Below are 22,505 nucleotides of genomic sequence, written 5' to 3' on the forward strand. Positions count from 1 at the left end.
ACTATAATTCCGATATTACATTAGGTTGGGTATTTAACTGGAGAAAAAGAAATGACATCAGAGCTTGTTTTTTGACTGAAAATTTCTTTAAAATAAGTATATAGCTACTTTTTGCTCTACAATAAAATACCACAGATTGGTTACTCGACTGGAGGAAAAGAAATGACATCGGAGTGGCAGAGATTACAGACCAAACTGCCGGAATGGGTAGAACAAAGCCGTCATGAGTATATTCATGGCAAGGTAGCAGCATATATTCCCGAACTGTCCAAAGCCCCGGCCGACGCGCTTGGTGTTGTTGTAATGAACGGTGAGGGTGAAACCGTGGTAGCCGGGGATACGGAAATCCAATTTACGATGCAAAGTATTTCAAAGGTATTTACGCTCATTCTGGCCTTGATGGATAATGGAGAGGACGTTGTCTTCTCTAAGGTGGGGATGGAGCCTACCGGAGACCGTTTTAATTCCATGCTAAAATTAGAACTGGTTGAGCCGGGAATTCCGTTTAACCCACTGATTAACGCGGGGGCAATCGCGATCTCCTCTCTGATTCGCGGGAACAGTCCAGAAGAGAAATTTGCCCGTGTTCTCCAATTTTTCCGCCTCCTCACCCACAATGACACATTGGAATATGATCAGGATGTCTACGATTCAGAATCAGCTACAGGCCATTTAAACCGTTCCCTTGCTTATTTTCTAATGGAAAAAGGTATTTTAAGAGGTCATGTGGAGGATGTGCTTGAAGTTTATTTCAGACATTGTGCTGTCAAATTGAACTGTACAGATTTAGCACGTATGGGACTTGTACTAGCCTACAACGGCCGTGATCCGGTGACAGGTATACCGCTGATTCCCCGCCGCTATGTACAGATCGCCAAAACATTTATGACGACATGCGGCATGTATGACGCTTCAGGGGAATTCGCCATTCAAGTCGGACTACCTGCCAAAAGCGGCGTATCAGGCAGTATTATGACGATGGTACCTGGACGCTATGGCATTGGACTGGTTGGACCTTCTCTGAACCGTATGGGAAACAGTACAGCCGGTGTACACTTGCTGGAGACGATGTCTCGTGATTTGGATTGGAGCTTGTTCTAGATATACGAAAAAAGGGTATTCCCAGCCTTTACGGCTTATAGGAATACCCTTTTCTATTTTTGTTGAGTTCCTTCTATGTTACGAGATTTGACCGTTAACCAGTTTAATTTGAATGCGGAACGGATCAGCTACATACTTGGCGCCATCGCGTTCTTGCACTCCATAGCCTGCTGCCTCTAAACGAGCCACAATGGCATTCAATTCATTCTGATCTGGTACGATCAATTCAAAATAATCCAGTCCGGCAGCGTGCTCAGGAGCTGGTGGGACTCCTTCACCTGCCCATATATTCAAGCCCATATGGTGGTGGTAACCACCTGCGGAAACGAACAAGGCTGAAGAGCCATACCGGCACGTAATGTCAAAGCCAAGCACATCGCAATAAAATTGCTGTGCTTTGAGCAAATTAGACACATGGAAGTGGACGTGCCCGATTACCGTTCCCTGAGGTAGTCCCTGCCAAGGTAAATTCTCGGAAATCGCAACCAAGTCTTCTGCATCCACGGGATCTGTTCCCATCATGTAAAATCCATTTTTATCCTTTTTCCACTGATCATGGGGACGATCTGCATAGATTTCAATTCCGTTATTATCGGGGTCATGGATATATAGGGCTTCACTTACATCATGGTCTCCCTGTCCGATTTCAATCTCATGAGCCAGCAGATTACGTAAAGACAGGCCCAGAGCTACACGGTTCGGTAGAAGAATAGCAAAGTGGTATAATCCGGCTGCGGACTGGCGCGGCAGAATAACTGCATTTTCAATATAGTTAAGGATCAGTAACGCATGCTTCCCATCGACAGTCAATTCAGCGGTATCCGCCGTTTGACGCAGCAGCTGAAAACCAACGACCTCTGTATAAAATTGAATAGAACGTTCCAAGTTGCTTACTTTTAATGAAACCTGCCCGATTTTGGTGTTGTCATGAATATGTGCTGTCATGAGATTTCCCTCTTTCTACATGGATTGGAGGACTAAAGCTATTCAAAAATTATTGTTCGGTTGACTCACGACGGCCGATCAACGAATCCAGAGACAAGCGAGTCGTTGGTGCAAATACCAGATGAAGTGCTACAAGAATAAAAGCAATATCCAGTTCATAGCCAGCTCCTTGGCCATTCCCCATCAACCCGCCGGACAATTTTGCTGTAAAAATAGCGCCGATCAAAACAATCACAAATAGCCCAGATACATAGCGGGTAAGTAATCCAAGAATCAATGCAATTCCGCCGACCAACTCAATCACCGCAATGACATAACCTAAAAATCCTGGAACGCCAATGCTGGAAAACCAGCCTGCTACATTACCCAACCCCATTTGGAATTTAGCAATTCCGTGTGCCAAAAACAAAATTCCCAGTGCCACCCGCATAATTGTAGAAATATTTTTGCTTGCTGAACTCATATTTATCTCTCCATTCTGTTTGTTTATTACACTCATACAAGTGCATATGAATAATTAATTTATATTACTAATAATTTGGTTAAAAAAATAATACTGTCTGAATCTATGCCGCAACACATGAATGTGAATCAAACTCGAATTATTAGTAATAGAAATAATTATTTTGTAATGTGAATTTATCATAAGAAACTGTGGTCTGTCAACAAAATATTTGGTATGATAAATATTACATTAGTATACATTATATTTCCTTAAAGGAGGAACGTTCTATGAGTATAGGATGCAACATACGCGCTGCTCGTAAACGTAAAAATTTATCCATTCAGCAAATATGCGAACGAACCGGACTATCGCAAGGGTTTATGAGTCAAGTAGAAAATAATAAAACCTCCCCTTCCATCGCTACATTGGACAGCATCGCTAATGCGCTGAACGTACCTCTCGCTTTTCTGCTTCTTAAAGATGAGGAACGGATGCAAGTGATTCGCAAGGACGAGCGCCGTAAAACCTTATATGGTAAAAACAAGCTCCAGGTCGATCATTTGGGGGGTCAGGGTAACGTCAAAATGATGCTCGTTGAAATGCCGCCTGGCTCATCTACAGAAGAAGAGCATGCTCATGCAGGGGATGAGATTCATTTTATCATGGAGGGCACGGTATACGTGGAGCAAGGCGAGGATACAGCTACCCTGGAAGCAGGAGATTCCTTTAGCTGGAGAGCAGCCATCCCCCACTATGTCAAAAATGTGGGAGAAAACAACGCCCGAATTCTGATCTCCGTGTTTCTCGAAGCAAATAATGATGCTTAATAGATATTTACGCAAGCACGAAGCAACAAAAGTACAAATCCTATCGAAAAAAGCGCGTACCGGAAGTATCTTTACTTCAACGATCCGCGCTTCTTATATTTTCATTTGCTATTGCTGCTTTTAACTTATTCCATCACCTGCTGGGCATCTGTACGCGATTCCCACGGCAGCTTGAAGGTTTTCATAATTTGTTTGGTATTAGCCGGGAGTCCAGTTATCGGATCACCAGTAGTACCCAGCAGTTCTTCTTTTTTATCCGTAGTAATACGCCCATAGAAAGTGGTACTGCTGTCTCCCCATCCTGTAGTGAACTCGTAGATCAGCGGCTTATTTATTTTCGGATAAGTTCCCCACTGATTTTTGGCTTTATTCTCCAAAAAACGCCCCAGCGGGTCGTATTCCATTGTAAATTCTTTATCAAAGGGAGCTCCCACATACCCTTGATAGGTGACAATCGGAAAACCGTCCTTCACTTCAACCAGACTCAGCACATCCCCGTTCACTGTAAAATACCGTAATGCTTCACCTTGGGGGAACATGTAGACACTGGACAGAAGTTCAGTGTTAGGACGGTGTGCTTCTATATAAGGATGGACAGAACTTCTGTTTATGCGGATTAACGCTTCGCGTGCAGCCACGAGATCTCCCTCATATATTTGTTCTTTTAGTTTACCGTGAATCGGCGGCTGAATCTGAATCTGTGTATTTGTCTTCTCCAACGTATAACCTAAATCAAGCGAAACATCTCTCAGAGGTATATATACTTCTTTACTTACAACTTCAAAGGTAAGTTGCTGCTGGTTCTTACGTGATTGCTCCTTAAGAACCAAGGGTTCTGCCCACTTTTGTAGCGTAATCTGCTTCTTTTTGACATCCCAGTGGTAGGTTGCACCTACAGCTTCGGCTAAAGGTTTAAGCGGAACCATGAGCTTTCCGTCGATCAATAGAGGTTTAGCCTTGCTGTCTATAGGTTGTCCGTTTATAACAATATCTATGAACTGCGTTGATTGAGACGCTATGGCACCCTGTTTAGTAGCTTCGGCAGCCGCCTGATGCATTGTGGTCAAGAGTAAGGATAGCATTAACAAGGCGACAAACAATCGCTGAAATCCTGCTCGTTTTAGCTTCATCATCAGTCTCCGTTCACTTAATGAACTAGTTCATTCCCGATCTATCTCTTTTTGGCTGCGTCAATGTCTCCAGGATTCAAACCTTCCCATATGTTCGGGATACTAACGGTCTCTGGATGCTCAAATACGAGAAACGCAGTCGGCAAATAGCGCTCTCCGTATTCAGAAGAAGGCTTGTTTACAATGGCATTATCCTTGACTAGCACCGTTGAAGAACCTCCATCCAGATTAGCACCGATAACCGCTCCATGTTTAAGCAAAATATTTTGCATATCATACAAGTTGGCACCTATGCTGTACCCAGGCTGACGACCGTCGATGGTCACGAATATAATGGCACCGTCAGCTCTTTGCCCCATTGCGGTACGGGGGGCAATTCCCCACCCCTCGCTTGCATTGCGAATCAGACCTTTCCCATTCACGATTAGACGTGGTTGAAAAGTAACCGCTTCTTGCACATTCATTTTGGACAACTCGGACAACGAATAGTGACCGGCTATCATTTTCCCCTGTTTATCAATACCTACGATTTGAACAGAGGCATTTCTCCCCATATCATTGTAGTATATCTTACCCTGGGAAATGACAACGCCAATCGGTTTAAAACCATTCCCATTCCAGTTGGGGTCAGCAAAGCCACCGCCATTTACGCCAGCAACAGCCCCCAAACGCTCGACCATGCTAGATACATGTTCTCCCCGGCCGACTTTAGCAGGAATCCCGAGCCTAATTTTAGTGGGGTCATGCACCGTCATAACATAGCCATGATAGTTACGACCCGACACTTCTTCCACTTCAACCAACGGCGTTTGCTGTACTTTGGTGGGTATCAGATCAGGCAAGTTGATTGTATGTCTATCCTTCTCCTCACCCATCTCTTCGAACCGGGCTGAATATTCAGCCACTCGTTTCTTCGCTTCTGCTTCGCCGATAAAATATTTCGCCCAGTGACGATGCTGAGTCGTAATCAGCGTGTCCGCAGCCAGATAGCGCATGTCCTTGCCAGAAGGGGTTAAAAACAACCATGCACCACCCCCAATTCCCGCTAACAGGAATACAATAAAAAGTCGCAGCATAAAGCGACCAAATTTTCCTTTTCGTTTCTTTTTCTTATTTTTCTGCCTGCGAGCTGCTGCACGCTGTGGCAAGACTTCCGGTTTCATTCATCATCTCTCCTGTTTGGTGACTTCTATCGTATTTCATCACTATTGCCCATCAAATGATCCGTAACGATAGGCTGCGACATCTAACGACAATATCATAAACTAATTTTGTAGAATGATAGTGTCAATTTTTTAACAGATTCATCCACTCTGAAAAAGAATACATTAAAAAGTCCTTCACATAAATGTGAAGGACTGTAAATATAGGGGTGATATCCTATTTACGGAGCAGCCTCCGGTTCGAGCAGCATGAACAGCTCTTTCATCTGCTGTCGCTTGAGTTTGGGACTAAGCACGTACAAAGTATCGCCCGGTTCAATCACCGTCGTGCCTCTCGGGGCAATAATTTGCTCGTTCCGAATGATGGCTGTGAATAAAATATCTTCAGGCAACTGTATATCCTGAATCGCTTTGCCCGCTATCGACATCCCATTTTGTACCTGAATGTGGTTGATTTCCGAAGTAGTTTTTCCCAGTGAAACTAATTCCAGCAGTGATGGAGACGACGTCTCGTTAGGGTCCATCAAGCCAAGCTTCACCGCTAGCCACGAAATAGTGGTACCTTGAATAATCGCAGAAGTGAGCACGACGAAAAATACAACATTAAAAAACAAAGGTCCTACATCCATCTCATCCAGTAAAGGATAGGTTGCGAGTACAATAGGTACCGCCCCACGCAGTCCTGCCCAGGATAACAGTGTTTTCTCGCGCACAGAGTACCTGGAAAAAAGCAAGCTTAGGAACACGCCTATTGGACGAGCCACGAGCATGAGGATGAAGGAGAGCGCCAAGCTTTGCCACGCAATGCCCAGCAATTGATCGGGAAAGACCAATAACCCGAGCAGGACAAACATCATAATCTGCACCATCCAGGCGAAGCCATTGTTAAAATGAATAATAGATCGCTTGTAGGTCAAGTCGGAATTTCCCAATACAATCGCCATGACATACACCGCCAGCAATCCGCTTGCCTCTAGTAACGATGCCGCCGCATACGTCAAGACCGCAAATGCCAATGCCATCACAGGATACAAACCGGATGAATCAAAATTCATTTTATTAATGGCATATACACCTAAGCGTCCGAGTACAAAACCAACGGCTAAACCAAAGCCCATTTCCCATAAAAATAACAAGATATGTATCCAAATGGATTGCTCAGGGTGATGTATCAGCTCAATCAATGTTACTGTGAGAAAAACAGCCATCGGGTCATTACTGCCGGATTCCGCTTCGAGCGTTGAGGTAATTCGTTTTTTGATGTTTTTACCTCCTAGAACGGAAAACACGGCTGCCGCATCGGTCGAACCAACAATAGCGCCAAACAGCATGGATTCCATCCAGCTTACGCCTAAAATAAACTTGGCGCAGACGCCAATGACTACGGTCGTAATGATGACCCCCAACGTTGATAATGACAAGGCAGGTCGAATAACTGGCTTAACATCTGCAAACTTTGTCTGCATCCCGCCTTCAAACAAGATTACAATGAGCGCGAGAATGCCAACTAGCTGTGTGATAAAGGCATTATCAAAATAAATAAACTGACTGAGCACCATACCTACGGCAATAAACAATACGAGCGCAGGCATACCGAAACGGCTGGAAAATTTGGTAGTCAGCACACCGACCAGCAGCAAGCCGGACAGCAAAAGCACAATAAAATTAATAACGGTTGTCTGTTCCATACGGCTTCTCCTATCTTGAAAATAGATGTTCAATTTTTCGCCTTTTATCTATATACCCTCAAATCACACAGAATACTAATTCTAAACAAAAAATTATATAATAAAATAAAAAATCCAGCTCATGGTTTGTGCTAAATCGCACTCCATGAGCTGGTTTGTATATTTTTTATAAAGCTTAAGCAGAGACAATCGTCGTGCTTTAGGCTTTAGGATGAATCATATGCGCAGGTACAACATATTGATCGAACTGTTCTTCAGTCAACAGTCCGCTGCGGAGTGCCGCTTCTTTTAGGGACAGCCCTTCTGCATGTGCAAGTTTGGCGATTTTAGCGGCATTTTCATATCCGATATGTGGATTCAATGCCGTCACCAGCATCAGTGAATTATTCAAATTGTGCTCAATCTTCGTGAGATCAGGCTCGATGCCAACGGCACAGTTGTCATTAAAAGCAATGATGGAATCGGCCAGCAGATGAACAGACTGCAAAAAATTGTATATAATGACTGGCTTAAACACGTTCAGTTCAAAATTACCCTGACTTGCTGCAAAGCCGATAGCTGCATCATTCCCCATGACTTGTGTAACGACCATCGTCAGTGCTTCACTCTGGGTCGGATTCACCTTGCCGGGCATGATGGAGCTACCTGGCTCGTTAGCAGGAATCGTGATTTCGCCCAAGCCGCTACGCGGACCACTTGCCAGCCAACGAACATCATTGGCGATTTTCATCAAATCGGCAGCGAGCGCTTTGACTGCTCCATGTACGGCCACCACTTCATCGTGGCTAGTCAGTGCATGAAATTTATTGGGTGCGGAAGTGAACGTTTTGCCAGTGAAACTGGAAATTTCCGCTGAGGTTCGGGAGCCAAACTCTGGATGAGCATTAATTCCAGTCCCCACCGCTGTACCGCCAATCGCCAGCTCCTTCATGTAATGCACCGTGTCGATGATCATTCGCTTGCTCTTGTCCAGCATGGCATACCAACCACTTATTTCCTGACCCAGCGTAAGCGGTGTCGCATCTTGTAAATGGGTTCGTCCAATTTTTATAATATCCTTGAATTGCTCTGACTTCTGTTGAAAAGTCTCTTTCAGCTTATCGATGGCAGGCAACAAACGGTCTTCCACTGCAATGACACCCGCTACATGAAGCGCCGTGGGAAACGTATCATTCGAGCTTTGCGACATGTTAACATCGTCATTGGGATGCAGCTTCGCATCCTTTCCCTGCTCTTGTAACCATTGGCTCCCCAGATGAGCAATCACTTCATTCACATTCATATTGGACTGCGTTCCGCTCCCTGTCTGCCATACAACCAACGGGAAATGGTCATCAACCCGCCCTGCGAGAATCTCGTCCGCTGCATAAATAATCGCGTCCTGCTTCTCCTGTGATAGCTTACCCAGCTTATAGTTACTGATCGCCGCGCTCTTTTTAAGCACCGCGAACGCCTGTATGACCTCTAATGGCATTTTCTCCGAGCCAATCGGGAAATTTTCCTTGCTGCGCTGTGTTTGCGCTCCCCACAGACGGTCTGCCGGTACTTTGATTTCGCCCAACGTATCCTTTTCAATGCGGTAGTTCAACTCATTTCCTCCTCTTGGCCTATGTAATTCAGACAAAATATGGTGATCTCTCTTGCCTATTATACATTAAATTTCAAATGTTATCATTTATTTTGCAAGCGCTTTTTTACGATGAGGCCAGAGGAGGAAGAAGGAAAATTCGTCTACAAGCCTGACCACTAGGATCAACTAATGGTGATATTGCTTTTGGCATGTACTTCTTTTCTGCCCAGTAGCTTGTTCAGCGCATCGATGTAAGCTTTAGCGCTAGCTTCCAAAATATCAGTACTTGTGCCTCTTCCCAGAGCTGTGTACTCTCCTTGCCTCAAAATGGCGTGCACTTCCCCCAATGCGTCTTTGCCATAAGTTACAGATTGGATCGAATAATCCTCCAACTCCACCTCTTCACCACTGGCCTTGTCTATAGCATGGAAAATCGCATCTACAGAACCGTTACCCATTGCCACTTCATCAATTGCTGTCCCATCTTGTTTACCCAATCGAATGGATGCGACTGGAACCGACTGATTACCATAAGACACCTGAATGGAATCCAGTGTGTACATTTGAGGCGAGGCATTGCGGCTTTCGTCCATCAGGACGAGCAAGTCTTCATCCAACACCTGTTTTTTCTTATCCGTCAATGCTTTGAATTTGCGGAACGTCTCTTGCAGCTGTTCCTCCGTCAAAGCATCAAACCCCATGTCCGCCAGTTTTTCTTTAAATGCATGTCGACCCGAGTGCTTGCCCAACACAAGTTTACTCGTCTTCAGACCAATACGCTCAGGGGACACGATCTCATATGTTGTACGCTCTTTAAGCATCCCGTCTTGGTGTATACCAGACTCGTGAGCAAACGCATTGGCTCCAACAATGGCCTTGTTTCCCGGCACCGACATCCCCGTTCGTTTGCTCACCAGGCGACTGGTAGCATACAGTTCCTCTAAAACCAGACTCGTTTGTGCACCATAAAGCTCGGTTCTGGTGTCAAGGGCCAGTGCAACTTCTTCGATAGGTGTATTTCCGGCTCGCTCACCGATGCCATTGATGGTACCTTCAAATTGGTCTACACCATTACGGATGGCCGCCAGCGTGTTAGCTGTTGCCATACCAAGATCATCATGACAATGTGTGCTAAGTTGTATTTTTTCGATACCGGGCACTTGTTGTTTTACAATTCTAAACATTTCACCGAACTGATCCGGGGAGGCATATCCCACCGTATCCGGTAAATTGACGATTGTCGCTCCAGCACGAATCGCCATATCTACGACCTCACAAATAAAGTCCAGTTCGGTACGACTGGCGTCCTCTGCTGAAAATTCTACCTTGCTGAAATACTTGCGTCCATAACGAATGGCAGCAGCAGCGGTCTCTAATACTTTCGTTTTATCCATTCGAAGCTTATGGTGGCGGTGAATAGGTGAGGTAGCCAGAAACAAATGAAGACAGGCATCCTCTGCTCCTCGTAGCGCCTCTCTGACCGCATCAATATCCTGTTCTTTCGAGCGCGCAAAACCAACCAGTGTCGCTTGGGTAACCTGTTTGGCAATCTCCTGCATGCTGGTGATCTCACCAGGCGAGGTTGCTGGAAAGCCGGTCTCAATCCGATCTACGCCTAATTTTTGCAGCTGAAGGGCAATTTCCACCTTTTCCGTGCTAGTTAAGCTAACTCCTGGTGATTGTTCTCCATCTCTTAACGTTGTGTCCAACACCCATATTTTGCGCATACAGATACCACCTTTGGTTTGATTTTAGGAGATGCTCAAGTAGAAGGTTTAAATATTTTATTCATCCGATCATCTGATGTTTAAGAGTAAAAAAAATTATGAACTTCCCATATGCTTTTGCAGCTCCAGCTTGGTGCCGTCCAAATGTTGAATACTATACATCTCGGCAGCCTTGCCATCCTGATCCCGGATTGCTTCATATATTTTTTCATGCTGCACAGTAAAATGATTTTGCATCGCCGGATCGGTAATGAGATTGTTCAACGCCTTGCGAATGGCCTCTACAAAGCTGCCATATACATCTGTAAGCACCTTATTGCGTGTAGCTCCGGCAACAGCCAAGTGAAAAGTGATATCCGCATCCAAATACCCGTTCATATCTCCAGCGGCCAGGGTTGCAGCACGACGATCCAGCGCCTCACGCATCAAGCGTAGATCCTCGTCTTTACGACGTAACGCAGCCAATCTGGCAATCTCTAGTTCCAACACACTCCGCACTTCATAAACCTCAATAATTTCAGCACGGCTTAGACGGTAATCCAATGGCTCTTGAGAAGTTGTCGGTTGGCAAACAAAAGTTCCGTGTCCTTGCTTTTTCTCTAATAGACCGGCATGCACCAGAACGCTAACCGCTTCACGTACTGTAGATCGCCCGACTCCGAATAGCTTCATGAGCTCAGGTTCGGTTGGAATCTTAGTGCCCACATCCCATTCACCAGTAGCAATTTTTCGTTGCAGCTGTTCAGCTACTTCATCGGCGATTTGCTTGCGTTTGACGGCTTGAAAAGGAAAATTCATCTGATCATCTCCTGTTTCGTATCATACTATGACTGCTTGGCATTCTGCAACCTTTTTCGTCCTCCTTCCCCATTGGCCCTTACCTGTGCTTTACAACCCCAAATAAAGCCTGCACCGTTGGACACGATACAGGCCTATAAGGATAAATTTAAATGCTAGGATTTCGATTTATTAGGTGTAATACAATACAAACGGCTGGTTGCTTCAAAAATATGGCCTGGAGCCAGTGCTATCAATCCGATCTCCTCCGCTGGTAGGTCTGGACGATTCGGTGCATTGATCATGTTCATTTGCGGCTCAGGACAGATGAATTCCTTGTTCGCTTTGTTATTCCAGATCATCCAATGCTTATAAGCTGTACCTACATCGTATACGAGGGTAGCACCTGTCTTACTGTGTGTCAGTTCCATGTAGTTGCGTCCATTTTGCGGAGCTGCCGTGTAATGATTATCCATAGAGGCAAAATAAGGACTAACTCCCGTCGTCTTCAGCAGTTCCTCTTCCGGAGATAAAGGCTGGAACTGACCTGTGGCCAACAACCGTTCCGTCAGCTCACGACGCTCACCGATTGTGACCTTAATCTTGTAGTCCTCAGGCGAGCTATCGGGTACGAACGGAACGCGAATCGCTGTGTGAAAGGCAAATAAATTGGGGATCGGTTGATCGCCCTCGTTATGGATCACATAACGCTGATGCAGGCCAAATTCGTCCAGACTGTACGTTAGTTTCATGGTAAAGGTGAAGGGTAAATAGCGGAACATGGGATGTCCTTCCCTTACATGCTGATTCATTACCACATAGCTGCCCTGCTCCCCGGAACCGTAGTCCTCGACCTCCCACCGAACAGTGTGTAAAAAGCCGTGCAGATGGTTGTGGGTCGCCTCTTCATTTATCGGCAGCTCATATGTAACACCATTCCACAGGAATTTTCCATCCTCATACCGATTCGGAGGGAACAGGAAAGGAATTCCGTAAACGGACGGGCTTTGCTTAAAAGCCTCTATGCTTTCAGCATCTGGCTCACGCAGAAAAGAATATCCCGTTTCATTGTCACGAAAAGAAATCAGATTTGCGCCGTTTCCCGGCAGGGCAACCGCTTCATATCGTCCAAATTTAAGACGAATCGCCGGTATTCCATAATAAAGATCACCAATTGCAGCATGTTGTTGTGTCATCAAAAAATCCTCCTTGATGAAATGACGATGTTTAATGAAAGCGTTTAGCTTTTGGCTTGACTATACCATGCTGAGCAAAAAAATTCCACGTCCACAAAAAAAACGATGCCCCGCAAGGCATCGTCCTTCACACATGACTACACATAACGTCCTTGTTTGGGTACAGCCATGTGCTCAAAATCTCCTGCCAGTCGCTCTAGCTGATCTGTCAGCTCAGCACCATGCATATAATGACCATGTCCTGTAACTGCAATCTCAGGCTTTAACTTGACCAGCATTTCCACCGAGCGCTGCGCAGCTTGCCAATCTGTTGTAAAATACGCAGGAGGCCCGTGTATTTCTTTTTCCTGTAAAATAACGGCCAGTGCCGATTCCTGTTTCACCGTAATAAAAGCGTCACCGGCCACCATTAACCTTCTTCGCTCATGAAAAAGCGATACATGACCAGGTGTATGTCCTGGCGTATGCAGCCACTTCCAACCAGGGGCACCAGGGACACTGCCATCTTGGGGCAGGGAGGTGATGCGATCATCGAGATCTATAGCATCACTGGGGTATAAGAAGGAAATGCCCGACATTAAACCTCCCCCTACACTAGGGTCAGGTTTTTGATAATCCTTCATTCCCGTCAAATAAGGTAATTCCAAAGGATGTGCATAAACAGGTGTACCCCAATGCTGTACCAACTCAATAACCGAACCTACATGATCAAAATGACCATGTGTAAGCACAATAGCGATCGGAGGGCCAGTGAACCGTTTCTCTGCCAGGCGTATAATCGAGTCCGTAAATCCTGTCATCCCCGTATCCACCAGCACCCAGGAACGGCTTCCTGGCTCCCCAATAAAACACATATTTACAAATAGCGTCCGTAAGCTCAGGAGATCGGGAGCAGCCTCTTCATTTGCCGTCATTCCTTCGGTGAACAGATGATTTGCCAAAGCTTCACCCTCCTATTCACATGGAATTTACTGTTAATATCGACCTTTAGGCTTCCCCCATGTCAGCAGATTATGCGGACACTGCTAAATATAATCCGCTTGTCAAGAAAATAGACCATGTTTACATTACTCGGGTAATTTGCTCCATGCCGTATCTAGCAAATAGTCGAATAAATCATCGTTCTCTTCAATCCAGCTATCCATTTGCAGCATCTCTTCCTCCACCCGTGGCTCCCCCGCAAAATGGAGACTGTAATCCCATTCCTTTCCTCTTTTACTGTGGAATGTGATTTCATATACAGAACTCTGCCCGTCTACTCCAAATACCACTTGGCCCAAATAAGCACCATTCTCATCTCTTGTCATTTGTGCCTGTTGAATATGTACTTCTTTCACTTCCTGAGGTGAATTTTGCTCTGTCATTCATCTATCCGCCCTTTCATTTTCACTAAATAGTACCAAAACTAATTTGTGAACCTTTTCGTTACATTGTACAATATATAAGCTATGTGTGGAATTTGCAAAAAAACTGTGCAAGTTACCCAAGCCTTATTTAAGGCTTTTCGTGAAATGGAGGAAAGTTACATGTCAGATTTTCAACAAAAATTGCAAAAATATGCCGAGTTAGCCGTTCGGGTCGGCGCCAATGTCCATCCTGGGCAGACACTCATCGTTCATGCACCAATTTTGTCCGCCGAACTCGTGAGACTTATCGTCAAATCAGCGTATACTGCCGGAGCCAAGCTGGTTACAGTAAAATGGAGTGATGAGACCATTACTCGATTACAGTATGAACTAGCTCCTGATGAAACTTTTAATATTGCTCCCAAATGGTACGCAGCCGAAATGACTGAAGAGGTCGAAAATGGCGCAGCTGTACTCCATGTCATTGCAGAAAATCCGGATTTGCTTCAGGGGATTCCGTCCAGCCGAATTACTGCTGCTCAGCGCGTGCGGTCACATGAATTACGTCAATACCGCGAATATCAAATGGCTGACAAATTCAGTTGGTCTCTGATTGCTTATCCTTCTGCAGAATGGGCTGCCAAAGTATTCCCTGATCTACCAGCTTCCGAGCAAATGGATAAACTGTGGGATGCCATTTTCAGCACCGTGCGTGTGGATCTGGATAACCCCGTGGAGGCATGGAAAGAGCATTTGAAAACCCTTTCCAGTAAATCTGATATTTTAAATGCCAAACGCTATAAAAAGCTGCATTATCTGGCTCCAGGCACAGATCTCACCATCGAATTGGCAAAAGATCATCTGTGGGTAGCGGCTGAAAGCGTCAACCAACAGGGACATACTTTTGTAGCCAATATGCCTACTGAGGAAGTGTTTACAGCTCCGCTTAAAACGGGAGTGAACGGTAAGGTCAGCAGCACCAAGCCACTTAGCTACAGCGGAAATATCATCGACAACTTTTCACTGACTTTTGAAAATGGACGTATTGTCGATGTTCAGGCAGAAACCGGTTTGGAAACTCTTCAGCATCTCGTAGAAATGGATGAAGGTTCACACTACCTGGGTGAGGTTGCTCTTGTACCTCACAAGTCACCTATCTCTGATAAAAATATTTTATTCTATAATACGTTGTTTGATGAAAATGCCTCTAACCACTTGGCCATCGGTAATGCTTATGCATTTAACCTTAAAGGCGGCAAGGATATGACTCAAGAGCAGTTGGCTGCCAACGGCCTGAATTCCAGTCTGACTCACGTCGACTTTATGATCGGTTCAGGTGAAATGGACATCAACGGCGTTACTGAGGACGGTACTGAGGAACCTATCTTCCGTAAAGGAAATTGGGCGATCTAACACGGCAAAAAGGCTCTCACCGCTTCATGCGTGAGAGCCTTCTTGCTTCAACCTTAGGCTAAGTTGATCTATTTTACAACGTGTTAATCCAAGAATTCGCTGCAATTCCAAAAACAATTTGTATCACGCTGATGATGAGAAAGACAATAAAGCAATTTACAACTCTTCGATTGGTGGTTTGATGCATGGATAAAGATGATTTCACGTAAAACATGCTGCCCAATATTCCTATACACACACCGAAAATCCCTGAAAATAGCAATCCTATAACCAAGCTGACCACGACAAAAGCCCAACTCCAGCCCGGAACTTTACTCACAGGAACATAAGGTTGATTGGACCCAAGATATACACCGTCCACAGCTAAATCCGCTTTGTTGCCAATGACAACAACATTTACAGCTTTTTCTTTCAATCTAATAGGAAAATCAATCAAGTTCAAAAATGCATTCTGGCTTTTAACCTTCTGCTCGCTTCCATTCACAATAATTTTCCCGCCAGTTAAGCTACGCTTGTACTCAATACTATATTGAGTACCTTGATCTTCTACATTCCATTTTGCCATCGCTAAACTCCTCTCAAATTTTAGGGAAGCCATAAATATACTGCCGGCATTTCCTGCTTATGTATCATAAAAATCATAACATAAGTTGCAAGTTAAATAATGGAAAAAAGGCCGCTGATCAGCGGCCTTTGAATCTACTTTATTTCGTATGGAGTTAGTTTCTATGTCCAATTTTGGCCTTATAGGCAAGTGAATACTGGTCAGCCGCTAAAATTGCATCAAGCACATCATCCGCTGTGACAGCAAATGGTAGATTGTGAGCAGTTTCGCCTTCTTTGGTAGCAGCCTGAGCTACCCGGTACAAATCCTCTCGGGAAGTTTCCTGTAGCTTAATGTCTTCCAGCGTGACAGGCAGATCGAGTTTTAGATAAAAGTCAATATACCGCTCCACCTCGGACAAAGGTCTTTTTTCCAAGGCAAGCTGGACTAAGGTGCCAAAAGCTACCTTCTGACCATGTGTTAGGTGATGAATATCTCCTTCCAGAACGGTAAAACCATTGTGAATCGCATGTGCGCCTGCCAAACCGCCGCTTTCAAAGCCCAAACCGCTTAGCAACGTATTCGCCTCCACTACCGCTTCAAGCGCAGGTGTGACGACTTTGCGTTTCACGGATTCGTAAGCCTGCAGTCCGTAATCGAAAAGAACTTCCTCACACTTGGACGCAATGGCTTCTGCCGCCAAAGTTGGCAAACCACCAGCCATTGTCGTTGCACGAGCTTCAATGACCGCACGGGCTTCAATCCACGTCGCCATGGCATCTGCAATGCCTGAGGAGAGGAATAAGGGCGGTGCTTGAGATATGACTTTTGTGTCCACCAGGATCAGGCTCGGATTTTTACTGAAAAAGGAATACGTATCAAATGCACCTTCGTCGGTGTACAAAACAGATAGTGCACTAGTAGGGGCATCTGTAGAAGCAGTCGTTGGAATAATCACAACTGAAGAACCGAGAAGTTCATTTACAGCTTTAGCGGTATCCAGCGTTTTACCGCCACCTACACCAATGACAATGTCGACCTGGGCGCTTCGTCCCTGATCCACAATACGGTTGACTTCGTTTTTGGAGGCTTCCCCTTGAAATTCAATTTTAACTGCTGTAATATCAGCCAGTTCCAGACTTTTTACCACGCGGTCGGCTGCAATCTCCCAAACCAGCTTGTCCGCAATAACCAAGGCAGTATGGCCTAATGGCTTAACATACTCACCTGTTTTATCAATCACATTTTTCCCTTGCACATATTTACCTGGACTAATAAATACTTTTTCGCTCATTGTTTAACTCTCCCTTCCAAGTTTGTACAATTTCTATTATACGGTTGAAAGGGCACACATCTCAATTTCGAAACCAAGATCTTCAATCATTTGATGATCAAATATGACCTCTTGGCCTTCTGTCGTTAAATAATCTCCTACAAAAATTGAATTCGCTGCATACAGGCAAAGCGGTTGTAACGAGCGTAAATTCAACTCTCGTCCACCTGCAACGCGTATTTCTTTGGATGGACAGATGAATCGGAACAGTGCCAGCACTTTCAAAGCTTGGATAGGTGATATTCGCTTTGCTCCCTCCAATGGGGTTCCGGGGACTGGATTCAAGAAGTTAACCGGAATAGAGTCAGCATCCAACTCCCGTAAGGCATAAGCCATTTGAACGATTTCCTCATTCGTTTCCCCCATCCCGATAATAACGCCAGAGCATGGAGACATTCCGTGAGATTGTGCCATTTTCACAGTTTCGACGCGTTGATCGTATGTATGTGTGGTTGTAATCGAGGGATAGTTGGCCTTACTTGTATTTAAATTATGATTGTATCGATGTACCCCAGCCTCTGCCAACCGCCGTGCCTGATCTCCCTTGAGAATCCCTAAGCAAGCGCAAATTTTGAGTGGCATTGTGTGAGTAATTTCTTGTACAGCCTCAATCACCTGATCCAGCTCCCGATCTGTTGGGCCCTTGCCCGAAGCTACGATGCAATACGTCCCTGCTCTCCGTGCTACTGCTTCCCTAGCTCCAGCCAACAGTGATTCCTTGTCCAACATACTGTACTTGTTCACAGGCGCCGTGGATACGATAGATTGTGAGCAATAACCGCAATCCTCCGGGCACAAGCCACTTTTGGCGTTCATGATCATGTTGAGCTTTACTTTTTTTTCATAAAAATGGTGTCGTACTCGAAATGCAGCTTGCATAATCGGTAATAACTCCTCATCGTCGGCTTCCAGTACCGCTATACCTTCTTCCAGTGTAACATGGCTACCATCTATCGCTTTTTCAGCCAACGAGCCCCATTCTATAACCTTGTTTTGTAAATTCATACTTCTTGCCTCCCAAAATTTAATGATCATGTAAATGGATAAAATTTTCAGCGTAGAGAAAATTCTTTTCTTATTGTCAACCTAAAAAAATATAATGAGGTTGACAATAACACAAACATCATATCAATTCATGTCCTTTCTGTAAAGAAGACAAATTAAAAAGCGACCCCACATCTTTCAAGGTCGCTCTCCAAATTTATTCCGTTATGAGACTCCTGCTTCTTCCACGACGAAAGGCTGTTTTATCAGCCGAATACGTGAAATCCGCTTGTTTTCAACCTCTTCTACCGTGAACATACATCCCTCAAACACTACAGACTGGCCAGGCTGTGGGGGAATAACCTCGACATGTGAGTATAGCCAACCCCCTACCGTATCATAATCCTCATGATCAAGATCCAGTCCAAAGCGGTCGTTCACTTCATCAATTAATAACATGCCGTCAATGGAAAATTCCTCGTCATTAATCTGCTCACAACTCGGACGTTCCTGATCGAACTCATCCTGAATTTCACCAACGATTTCTTCCATAATATCTTCCAGCGTTACCATACCCGATGTACCGCCATATTCATCAATCAAAATTGCGATTTGCGTCTTGCTACGCTGCATGCGTTTGAGCAGATCACTAATTTGTGTAGATTCAGGGACAGCAAGAATCGGTCGAATCATCGTACGGGTATCCAGTGTGTTCGCCCGCAGAAGGTCCTTAATATGGATAAAGCCGATAATATGGTCCTTATCTTCGGCGCAGATTGGATAACGGGTTCTCATGCTTTCCGTCGCAATCGCGAGATTTTCTTCTGTGGACTCATTACTGTATAAGCAGATCATCTCAGTTCGCGGAATCATGATTTCCCTGGCGGTCGTGTCGGTAAAATCAAATATATTATCAACAAGCGCCAATTCCGTATTATCAATTAGTCCGCTCTTATTGCTTTCTTTCATCAGAATACGTATTTCATCCCCCGTATGCGCGGAATCATCATTTTCGGATACCGGCTCCAGACGGAATAAACGCAGCAGGCTGTTCGCCATTCCATTTAACGCCCATATGAATGGATACATCAACTTGTAAAACCAAGTCATCAGCATGGCTGAATACAGCGTAATGGTCTCAGATTTACGAATAGCTATCGTTTTGGGCGCCAATTCACCCAACACAATATGCAGAATCGTAATGACAATAAATGCAATAACCACGGCAGTACCGTGCACATATACCGCTCCTAATCCAGCGGCTGTAAATACAGGTTTGATCAAATGTGCGATGGCCGGCTCTCCGATCCATCCTAGTCCCAACGATGCTAGTGTAATACCCAACTGGCAGGCAGACAAATAAGCGTCCAAGTTGTGTAACATATTGGCGGCGTATACGGCCTTTTTATTGCCCGCCTCCACCAAAGTCTCAATACGGCTGCCTCTGACCTTCACCATGGCAAATTCCGCAGATACAAAAAAACCATTCAATAGTACTAATGCAAAAACAATAAATAAGTTAAACATACTCGGTAAAGGGTCACTCAATATGCTCCCCATCAGCCGTCATTACGGCAGACAGGCGCACCTCCTTCGGATAGTTTCATCATAGACAGAACGATAACACATCATAAGCAGCGTCAACTTCCCAACACATTCACTCCTTCCGGCTTCCAAAGCCATATTCCGCATAAATGATTAGATTATTCATCAGCTTATATTTAATTATATAACTATACTCTATACAGTCAAACCACAAGCAATGTCAGAAAAAACAGCTCCACTATCATTTAGGTCGTAAAGCTCTCGTTTTCGCCGCTTACCACCAAGAAAGCTACTATATTTGAGAAAGATTATAAACAAAATACATCCCCTGCCGTCTGGCAGAGGATGTAGACTCATATATATAAAGGCATCAGCGAACCGGGGATGCACCCGGATTCCCGATGACGCCGGGATATTGGTACAACAATGGCTCATCAAAAGTAGCATAGTCCAGATTCACCATCAGCAAAATCGTCCGCTTGCCCGTAGCCGGATCACTGATAATAATGTGGTCACGACCCGCTGCTTCCAGAATACCTTTGAATATTTTCGCATTCCATTCCCGGTTATTTTCATACGTCATATAAAAGGTACCTGTTTTACCCAAGTTCAAGCGCAAAATGTTTTCAATATATGATTGCTCAAATTGTGGAGTCTGGCTCTGTACCACCATACCAGCCGGTGTCATCGCACTACCGCTGTTAACCTGAGGGGGGAAGGTGCTGATGGGCTGCATAGTTCCGACCGGATTCATCCCTCTGGGCCATTCGGGATACCCGCTACCAGCAGGATAAGAAACAGGACGGTAAGCTTGCTGTGAAATCATGTAAATTCCTCCTAAAATGGTTTTAAATTATTCAAACTCATGTTGAAGCGTTCTAATAGACGGCAGGACAATCCTGTACAGACGGGCTAAAAAAGCAATGGGCTTTAAAACGTCCGGTATTGGTCTGGTTATACCAGGTGTTCGGACAGTCTCCTGCCGGTCTGAAAAACCATAATGCATTGGACGCCGGGCGTATTTTTTCCCCATTAATGACACGACGGGCAAGACGAATGTCACGGTCACGGGCTCTTTGATAAAAGTACCCCTTTTGGGTAGCTTCAAATCCGCCTGGACTTTGAAACACCATATCGTTCATAAGGCGAATCCCCTGAAAATCCAGACAATTGCCCAAAATCCTATTTACTCCGACATTGCCAACCATGAGCATCCCCTGCTCTCCTTCTCCTTCGGCCTCTGCCCGCATCAATCGGGCGAGTGTCCTTACATCCTCTGAGTTGGTCTTGATTACAGCCAACGCGTCCCCTCCTCGCTTCTCCATCACATACCCTATCATATGGTACAAATGCCCAATGGGTGACAGTCCAGAAAAACAAAAAAAATAGCCCCAAAATTGGGACTACTCATTTAGGCTTTTACTACGGCTCGTAAATCATTTTACGCGTCATGCCACCATCTATTACCAGATTCGTACCAGTTACAAAATCATTGCCGGGTTGTGTCAAATACAGACAGGCCCGTGCGATGTCCTTAGGGATTCCTACTCGCCCAGACGGATGCTGTTGATGGTCTTCTGTACGCAATTGCTCATAATCCCCGGTTTCAATCCACCCTGGACTGATGCAATTGACCTGAATCCCGTCCTTTCCTAGTGATATGGCCATCGCGTGCGTAAGGGCCACAATGGCTCCTTTGGATGCCGCGTAGGCTTCTGTATTCGGCTCTGACATGAAAGCTCGTGTAGAGGTCATATTGACCACAGAGCCACCTTCTGCGTTTCGTTTCATCACCTTAGCTGCTTCCCTAGTGGCAATAAAACAGCTGCGTACGTTAGTATTCAAAATGTCATCCCATTCTGCTAGCGTTAACTCATATGGAGATTTCCATTTGGATACGCCTGCGTTGTTAATTAGCGTATGAATCGTGCCGTATTCTTCTACCGTGGCACGGATTAGCGCCACAATATCTTCTTCCTTTCGTACATCACAAGGAATAAAAATGGCCTGATAGCCCTCGTTCCGGGCTACTGCAGCGGCTGCGGCACCCTCTTCCTCATTGTAGTCCGCAAATACAACATGGGCACCCTGAGCAGCGTAGGCAAAAGCGACCTCTTTCCCGATGCCATGCGCCGCTCCTGTTACAATAACAACTTGTCCCTCAAATGACACGAATCATTCCTCCTCTGAACTACTCTGTTCTAGTATATATGTACCAAAATGTGCCGAACAAGAAACATCTACAGCCCCCTACCCTGGTTTCTTACAGAAGGCTGTAAATGAATCCAAAAATAATTAGACTGAATTCTACATTTTAACCTGTTCCAAGCTATAGCGATTAAGACGCTGAAACCCGATATACCTTGTACCCTGAAAAGTAAGCCGTCCCTCATCCCCTTCAGCGCATTGACCATATTCTTCCCCAGATACCTTAAACTCCATCCGGTCGCCACTTTCCACTTCGAAGGTTACGTAATAGAAAGTATAGGTGCGAGTCCCTTGTTCCTCCTGCCGCCTCTGTTGGAGATGTGTCCTTCTGGCCGTAATTCGGGAACCGACCGTCAGTACAGGCTGCCTTTTATTTCGACTCCATTCCATGACTTCCCTGCCTGCCGATAACACGACAATACCCAACACGACAACGAAAAATACGGGCAGTACCGTGCCCAGCCAATCGAACATCCATAATGATTCAAAACCCATGCACCGCACTCCTCTCCGCCAGGCATTCCACAGGGAAACGACCGGGCATCCTGACCTGACCTAAGCTT

At 45.2% G+C, this 22,505-nt stretch carries 22 protein-coding genes; 3 read left to right on the forward strand and 19 right to left on the reverse strand.

Annotation, left to right across the window (positions count from 1 at the left end; all coding sequences use genetic code 11):
- The first annotated feature begins 162 nt into the window (after positions 1 to 162).
- A complete protein-coding gene (glsA, locus tag MKY16_RS12310) occupies positions 163 to 1,101 on the forward strand; it encodes a glutaminase A (RefSeq protein ID WP_209947475.1) in 939 nt (312 codons plus the stop codon).
- 78 nt (positions 1,102 to 1,179) lie between these two features.
- On the opposite strand, the gene MKY16_RS12315 is transcribed toward glsA, so the two are convergent.
- Both MKY16_RS12315 and MKY16_RS12320 read right to left on the reverse strand, forming a co-directional pair.
- Entirely contained in the window at positions 1,180 to 2,046 is an 867-nt protein-coding gene (locus MKY16_RS12315; protein WP_340955513.1) for a VOC family protein, read from the reverse strand.
- Positions 2,047 to 2,095: 49 nt separating this feature from the next.
- A complete protein-coding gene (locus MKY16_RS12320; protein ID WP_029517516.1) occupies positions 2,096 to 2,509 on the reverse strand; it encodes a DoxX family protein in 414 nt (137 codons plus the stop codon).
- Between the two features lie 269 nt (positions 2,510 to 2,778).
- Between MKY16_RS12320 and MKY16_RS12325 the strand changes: the two genes are divergently transcribed.
- A complete protein-coding gene (locus MKY16_RS12325; protein ID WP_165146539.1) occupies positions 2,779 to 3,318 on the forward strand; it encodes a helix-turn-helix domain-containing protein in 540 nt (179 codons plus the stop codon).
- A 125-nt stretch (positions 3,319 to 3,443) separates the two neighbouring features.
- Here the strand turns inward: MKY16_RS12325 and MKY16_RS12330 are convergent, their stop codons facing one another.
- From MKY16_RS12330 to MKY16_RS12370, 9 genes are all read right to left on the reverse strand, one after another.
- Positions 3,444 to 4,448 carry a copper amine oxidase N-terminal domain-containing protein gene (locus MKY16_RS12330; protein ID WP_340955515.1) on the reverse strand — a complete coding sequence of 335 codons (1,005 nt, stop codon included), beginning with the start codon at positions 4,446 to 4,448 and terminating at the stop codon, positions 3,444 to 3,446.
- 41 nt (positions 4,449 to 4,489) lie between these two features.
- Entirely contained in the window at positions 4,490 to 5,611 is a 1,122-nt protein-coding gene (locus tag MKY16_RS12335; protein ID WP_029517513.1) for a phosphodiester glycosidase family protein, read from the reverse strand.
- 221 nt (positions 5,612 to 5,832) lie between these two features.
- Positions 5,833 to 7,299 (reverse strand): potassium/proton antiporter, encoded by a 1,467-nt coding sequence (locus MKY16_RS12340; RefSeq protein WP_029517512.1) that lies wholly within the window; start codon positions 7,297 to 7,299, stop codon positions 5,833 to 5,835.
- A gap of 199 nt (positions 7,300 to 7,498) precedes the next feature.
- Positions 7,499 to 8,887 carry a class II fumarate hydratase gene (gene fumC, locus MKY16_RS12345; protein ID WP_340955516.1) on the reverse strand — a complete coding sequence of 463 codons (1,389 nt, stop codon included), beginning with the start codon at positions 8,885 to 8,887 and terminating at the stop codon, positions 7,499 to 7,501.
- 164 nt (positions 8,888 to 9,051) lie between these two features.
- The gene (locus MKY16_RS12350) at positions 9,052 to 10,596 is read right to left on the reverse strand and encodes a 2-isopropylmalate synthase (RefSeq protein WP_029517510.1); all 1,545 of its coding nucleotides are present in this window, start codon (positions 10,594 to 10,596) and stop codon (positions 9,052 to 9,054) included.
- A 96-nt stretch (positions 10,597 to 10,692) separates the two neighbouring features.
- Complete coding sequence (locus tag MKY16_RS12355) at positions 10,693 to 11,394, reverse strand: FadR/GntR family transcriptional regulator (RefSeq protein WP_340955517.1); 702 nt, start codon at positions 11,392 to 11,394, stop codon at positions 10,693 to 10,695.
- A gap of 155 nt (positions 11,395 to 11,549) precedes the next feature.
- Entirely contained in the window at positions 11,550 to 12,569 is a 1,020-nt protein-coding gene (locus tag MKY16_RS12360; RefSeq protein ID WP_013310435.1) for an aldose 1-epimerase, read from the reverse strand.
- A 137-nt stretch (positions 12,570 to 12,706) separates the two neighbouring features.
- Positions 12,707 to 13,510 (reverse strand): MBL fold metallo-hydrolase, encoded by an 804-nt coding sequence (locus tag MKY16_RS12365; RefSeq protein WP_340955520.1) that lies wholly within the window; start codon positions 13,508 to 13,510, stop codon positions 12,707 to 12,709.
- 126 nt (positions 13,511 to 13,636) lie between these two features.
- Complete coding sequence (locus MKY16_RS12370) at positions 13,637 to 13,933, reverse strand: hypothetical protein (RefSeq protein WP_023988878.1); 297 nt, start codon at positions 13,931 to 13,933, stop codon at positions 13,637 to 13,639.
- Positions 13,934 to 14,095: 162 nt separating this feature from the next.
- On the opposite strand from MKY16_RS12370, the gene MKY16_RS12375 reads away from it, so the two are divergent.
- Positions 14,096 to 15,328: an aminopeptidase gene (locus tag MKY16_RS12375; RefSeq protein ID WP_039273168.1), complete on the forward strand. Its 1,233-nt coding sequence runs from the start codon at positions 14,096 to 14,098 to the stop codon at positions 15,326 to 15,328.
- Positions 15,329 to 15,401: 73 nt separating this feature from the next.
- Here the strand turns inward: MKY16_RS12375 and MKY16_RS12380 are convergent, their stop codons facing one another.
- The 8 genes from MKY16_RS12380 to MKY16_RS12415 all read right to left on the reverse strand — a co-directional run bounded on the left by MKY16_RS12380 (position 15,402) and on the right by MKY16_RS12415 (position 22,437).
- Positions 15,402 to 15,893: a hypothetical protein gene (locus MKY16_RS12380; RefSeq protein WP_340955521.1), complete on the reverse strand. Its 492-nt coding sequence runs from the start codon at positions 15,891 to 15,893 to the stop codon at positions 15,402 to 15,404.
- Positions 15,894 to 16,047: 154 nt separating this feature from the next.
- Positions 16,048 to 17,166: a glycerol dehydrogenase gene (locus MKY16_RS12385; RefSeq protein WP_039273174.1), complete on the reverse strand. Its 1,119-nt coding sequence runs from the start codon at positions 17,164 to 17,166 to the stop codon at positions 16,048 to 16,050.
- A gap of 36 nt (positions 17,167 to 17,202) precedes the next feature.
- A complete protein-coding gene (gene bioB / locus MKY16_RS12390; RefSeq protein WP_340955524.1) occupies positions 17,203 to 18,210 on the reverse strand; it encodes a biotin synthase BioB in 1,008 nt (335 codons plus the stop codon).
- A 204-nt stretch (positions 18,211 to 18,414) separates the two neighbouring features.
- Positions 18,415 to 19,716, reverse strand: a complete 1,302-nt coding sequence (locus MKY16_RS12395; protein WP_176715738.1) for a hemolysin family protein — start codon at positions 19,714 to 19,716, stop codon at positions 18,415 to 18,417.
- A gap of 388 nt (positions 19,717 to 20,104) precedes the next feature.
- Entirely contained in the window at positions 20,105 to 20,560 is a 456-nt protein-coding gene (gene gerQ, locus MKY16_RS12400; RefSeq protein WP_029517502.1) for a spore coat protein GerQ, read from the reverse strand.
- Positions 20,561 to 20,612: 52 nt separating this feature from the next.
- Positions 20,613 to 21,035, reverse strand: a complete 423-nt coding sequence (locus MKY16_RS12405) for a cell wall hydrolase (protein ID WP_029517501.1) — start codon at positions 21,033 to 21,035, stop codon at positions 20,613 to 20,615.
- Between the two features lie 121 nt (positions 21,036 to 21,156).
- Entirely contained in the window at positions 21,157 to 21,906 is a 750-nt protein-coding gene (locus MKY16_RS12410; RefSeq protein ID WP_340932305.1) for an SDR family NAD(P)-dependent oxidoreductase, read from the reverse strand.
- 135 nt (positions 21,907 to 22,041) lie between these two features.
- Positions 22,042 to 22,437 carry a DUF2500 domain-containing protein gene (locus tag MKY16_RS12415; RefSeq protein ID WP_013371386.1) on the reverse strand — a complete coding sequence of 132 codons (396 nt, stop codon included), beginning with the start codon at positions 22,435 to 22,437 and terminating at the stop codon, positions 22,042 to 22,044.
- Positions 22,438 to 22,505 lie beyond the last annotated feature (68 nt).

It is taken from the genome of Paenibacillus sp. FSL L8-0641, from assembly GCF_038006265.1.
Classification (GTDB): Bacteria; Bacillota; Bacilli; order Paenibacillales; family Paenibacillaceae; genus Paenibacillus; species Paenibacillus polymyxa_D.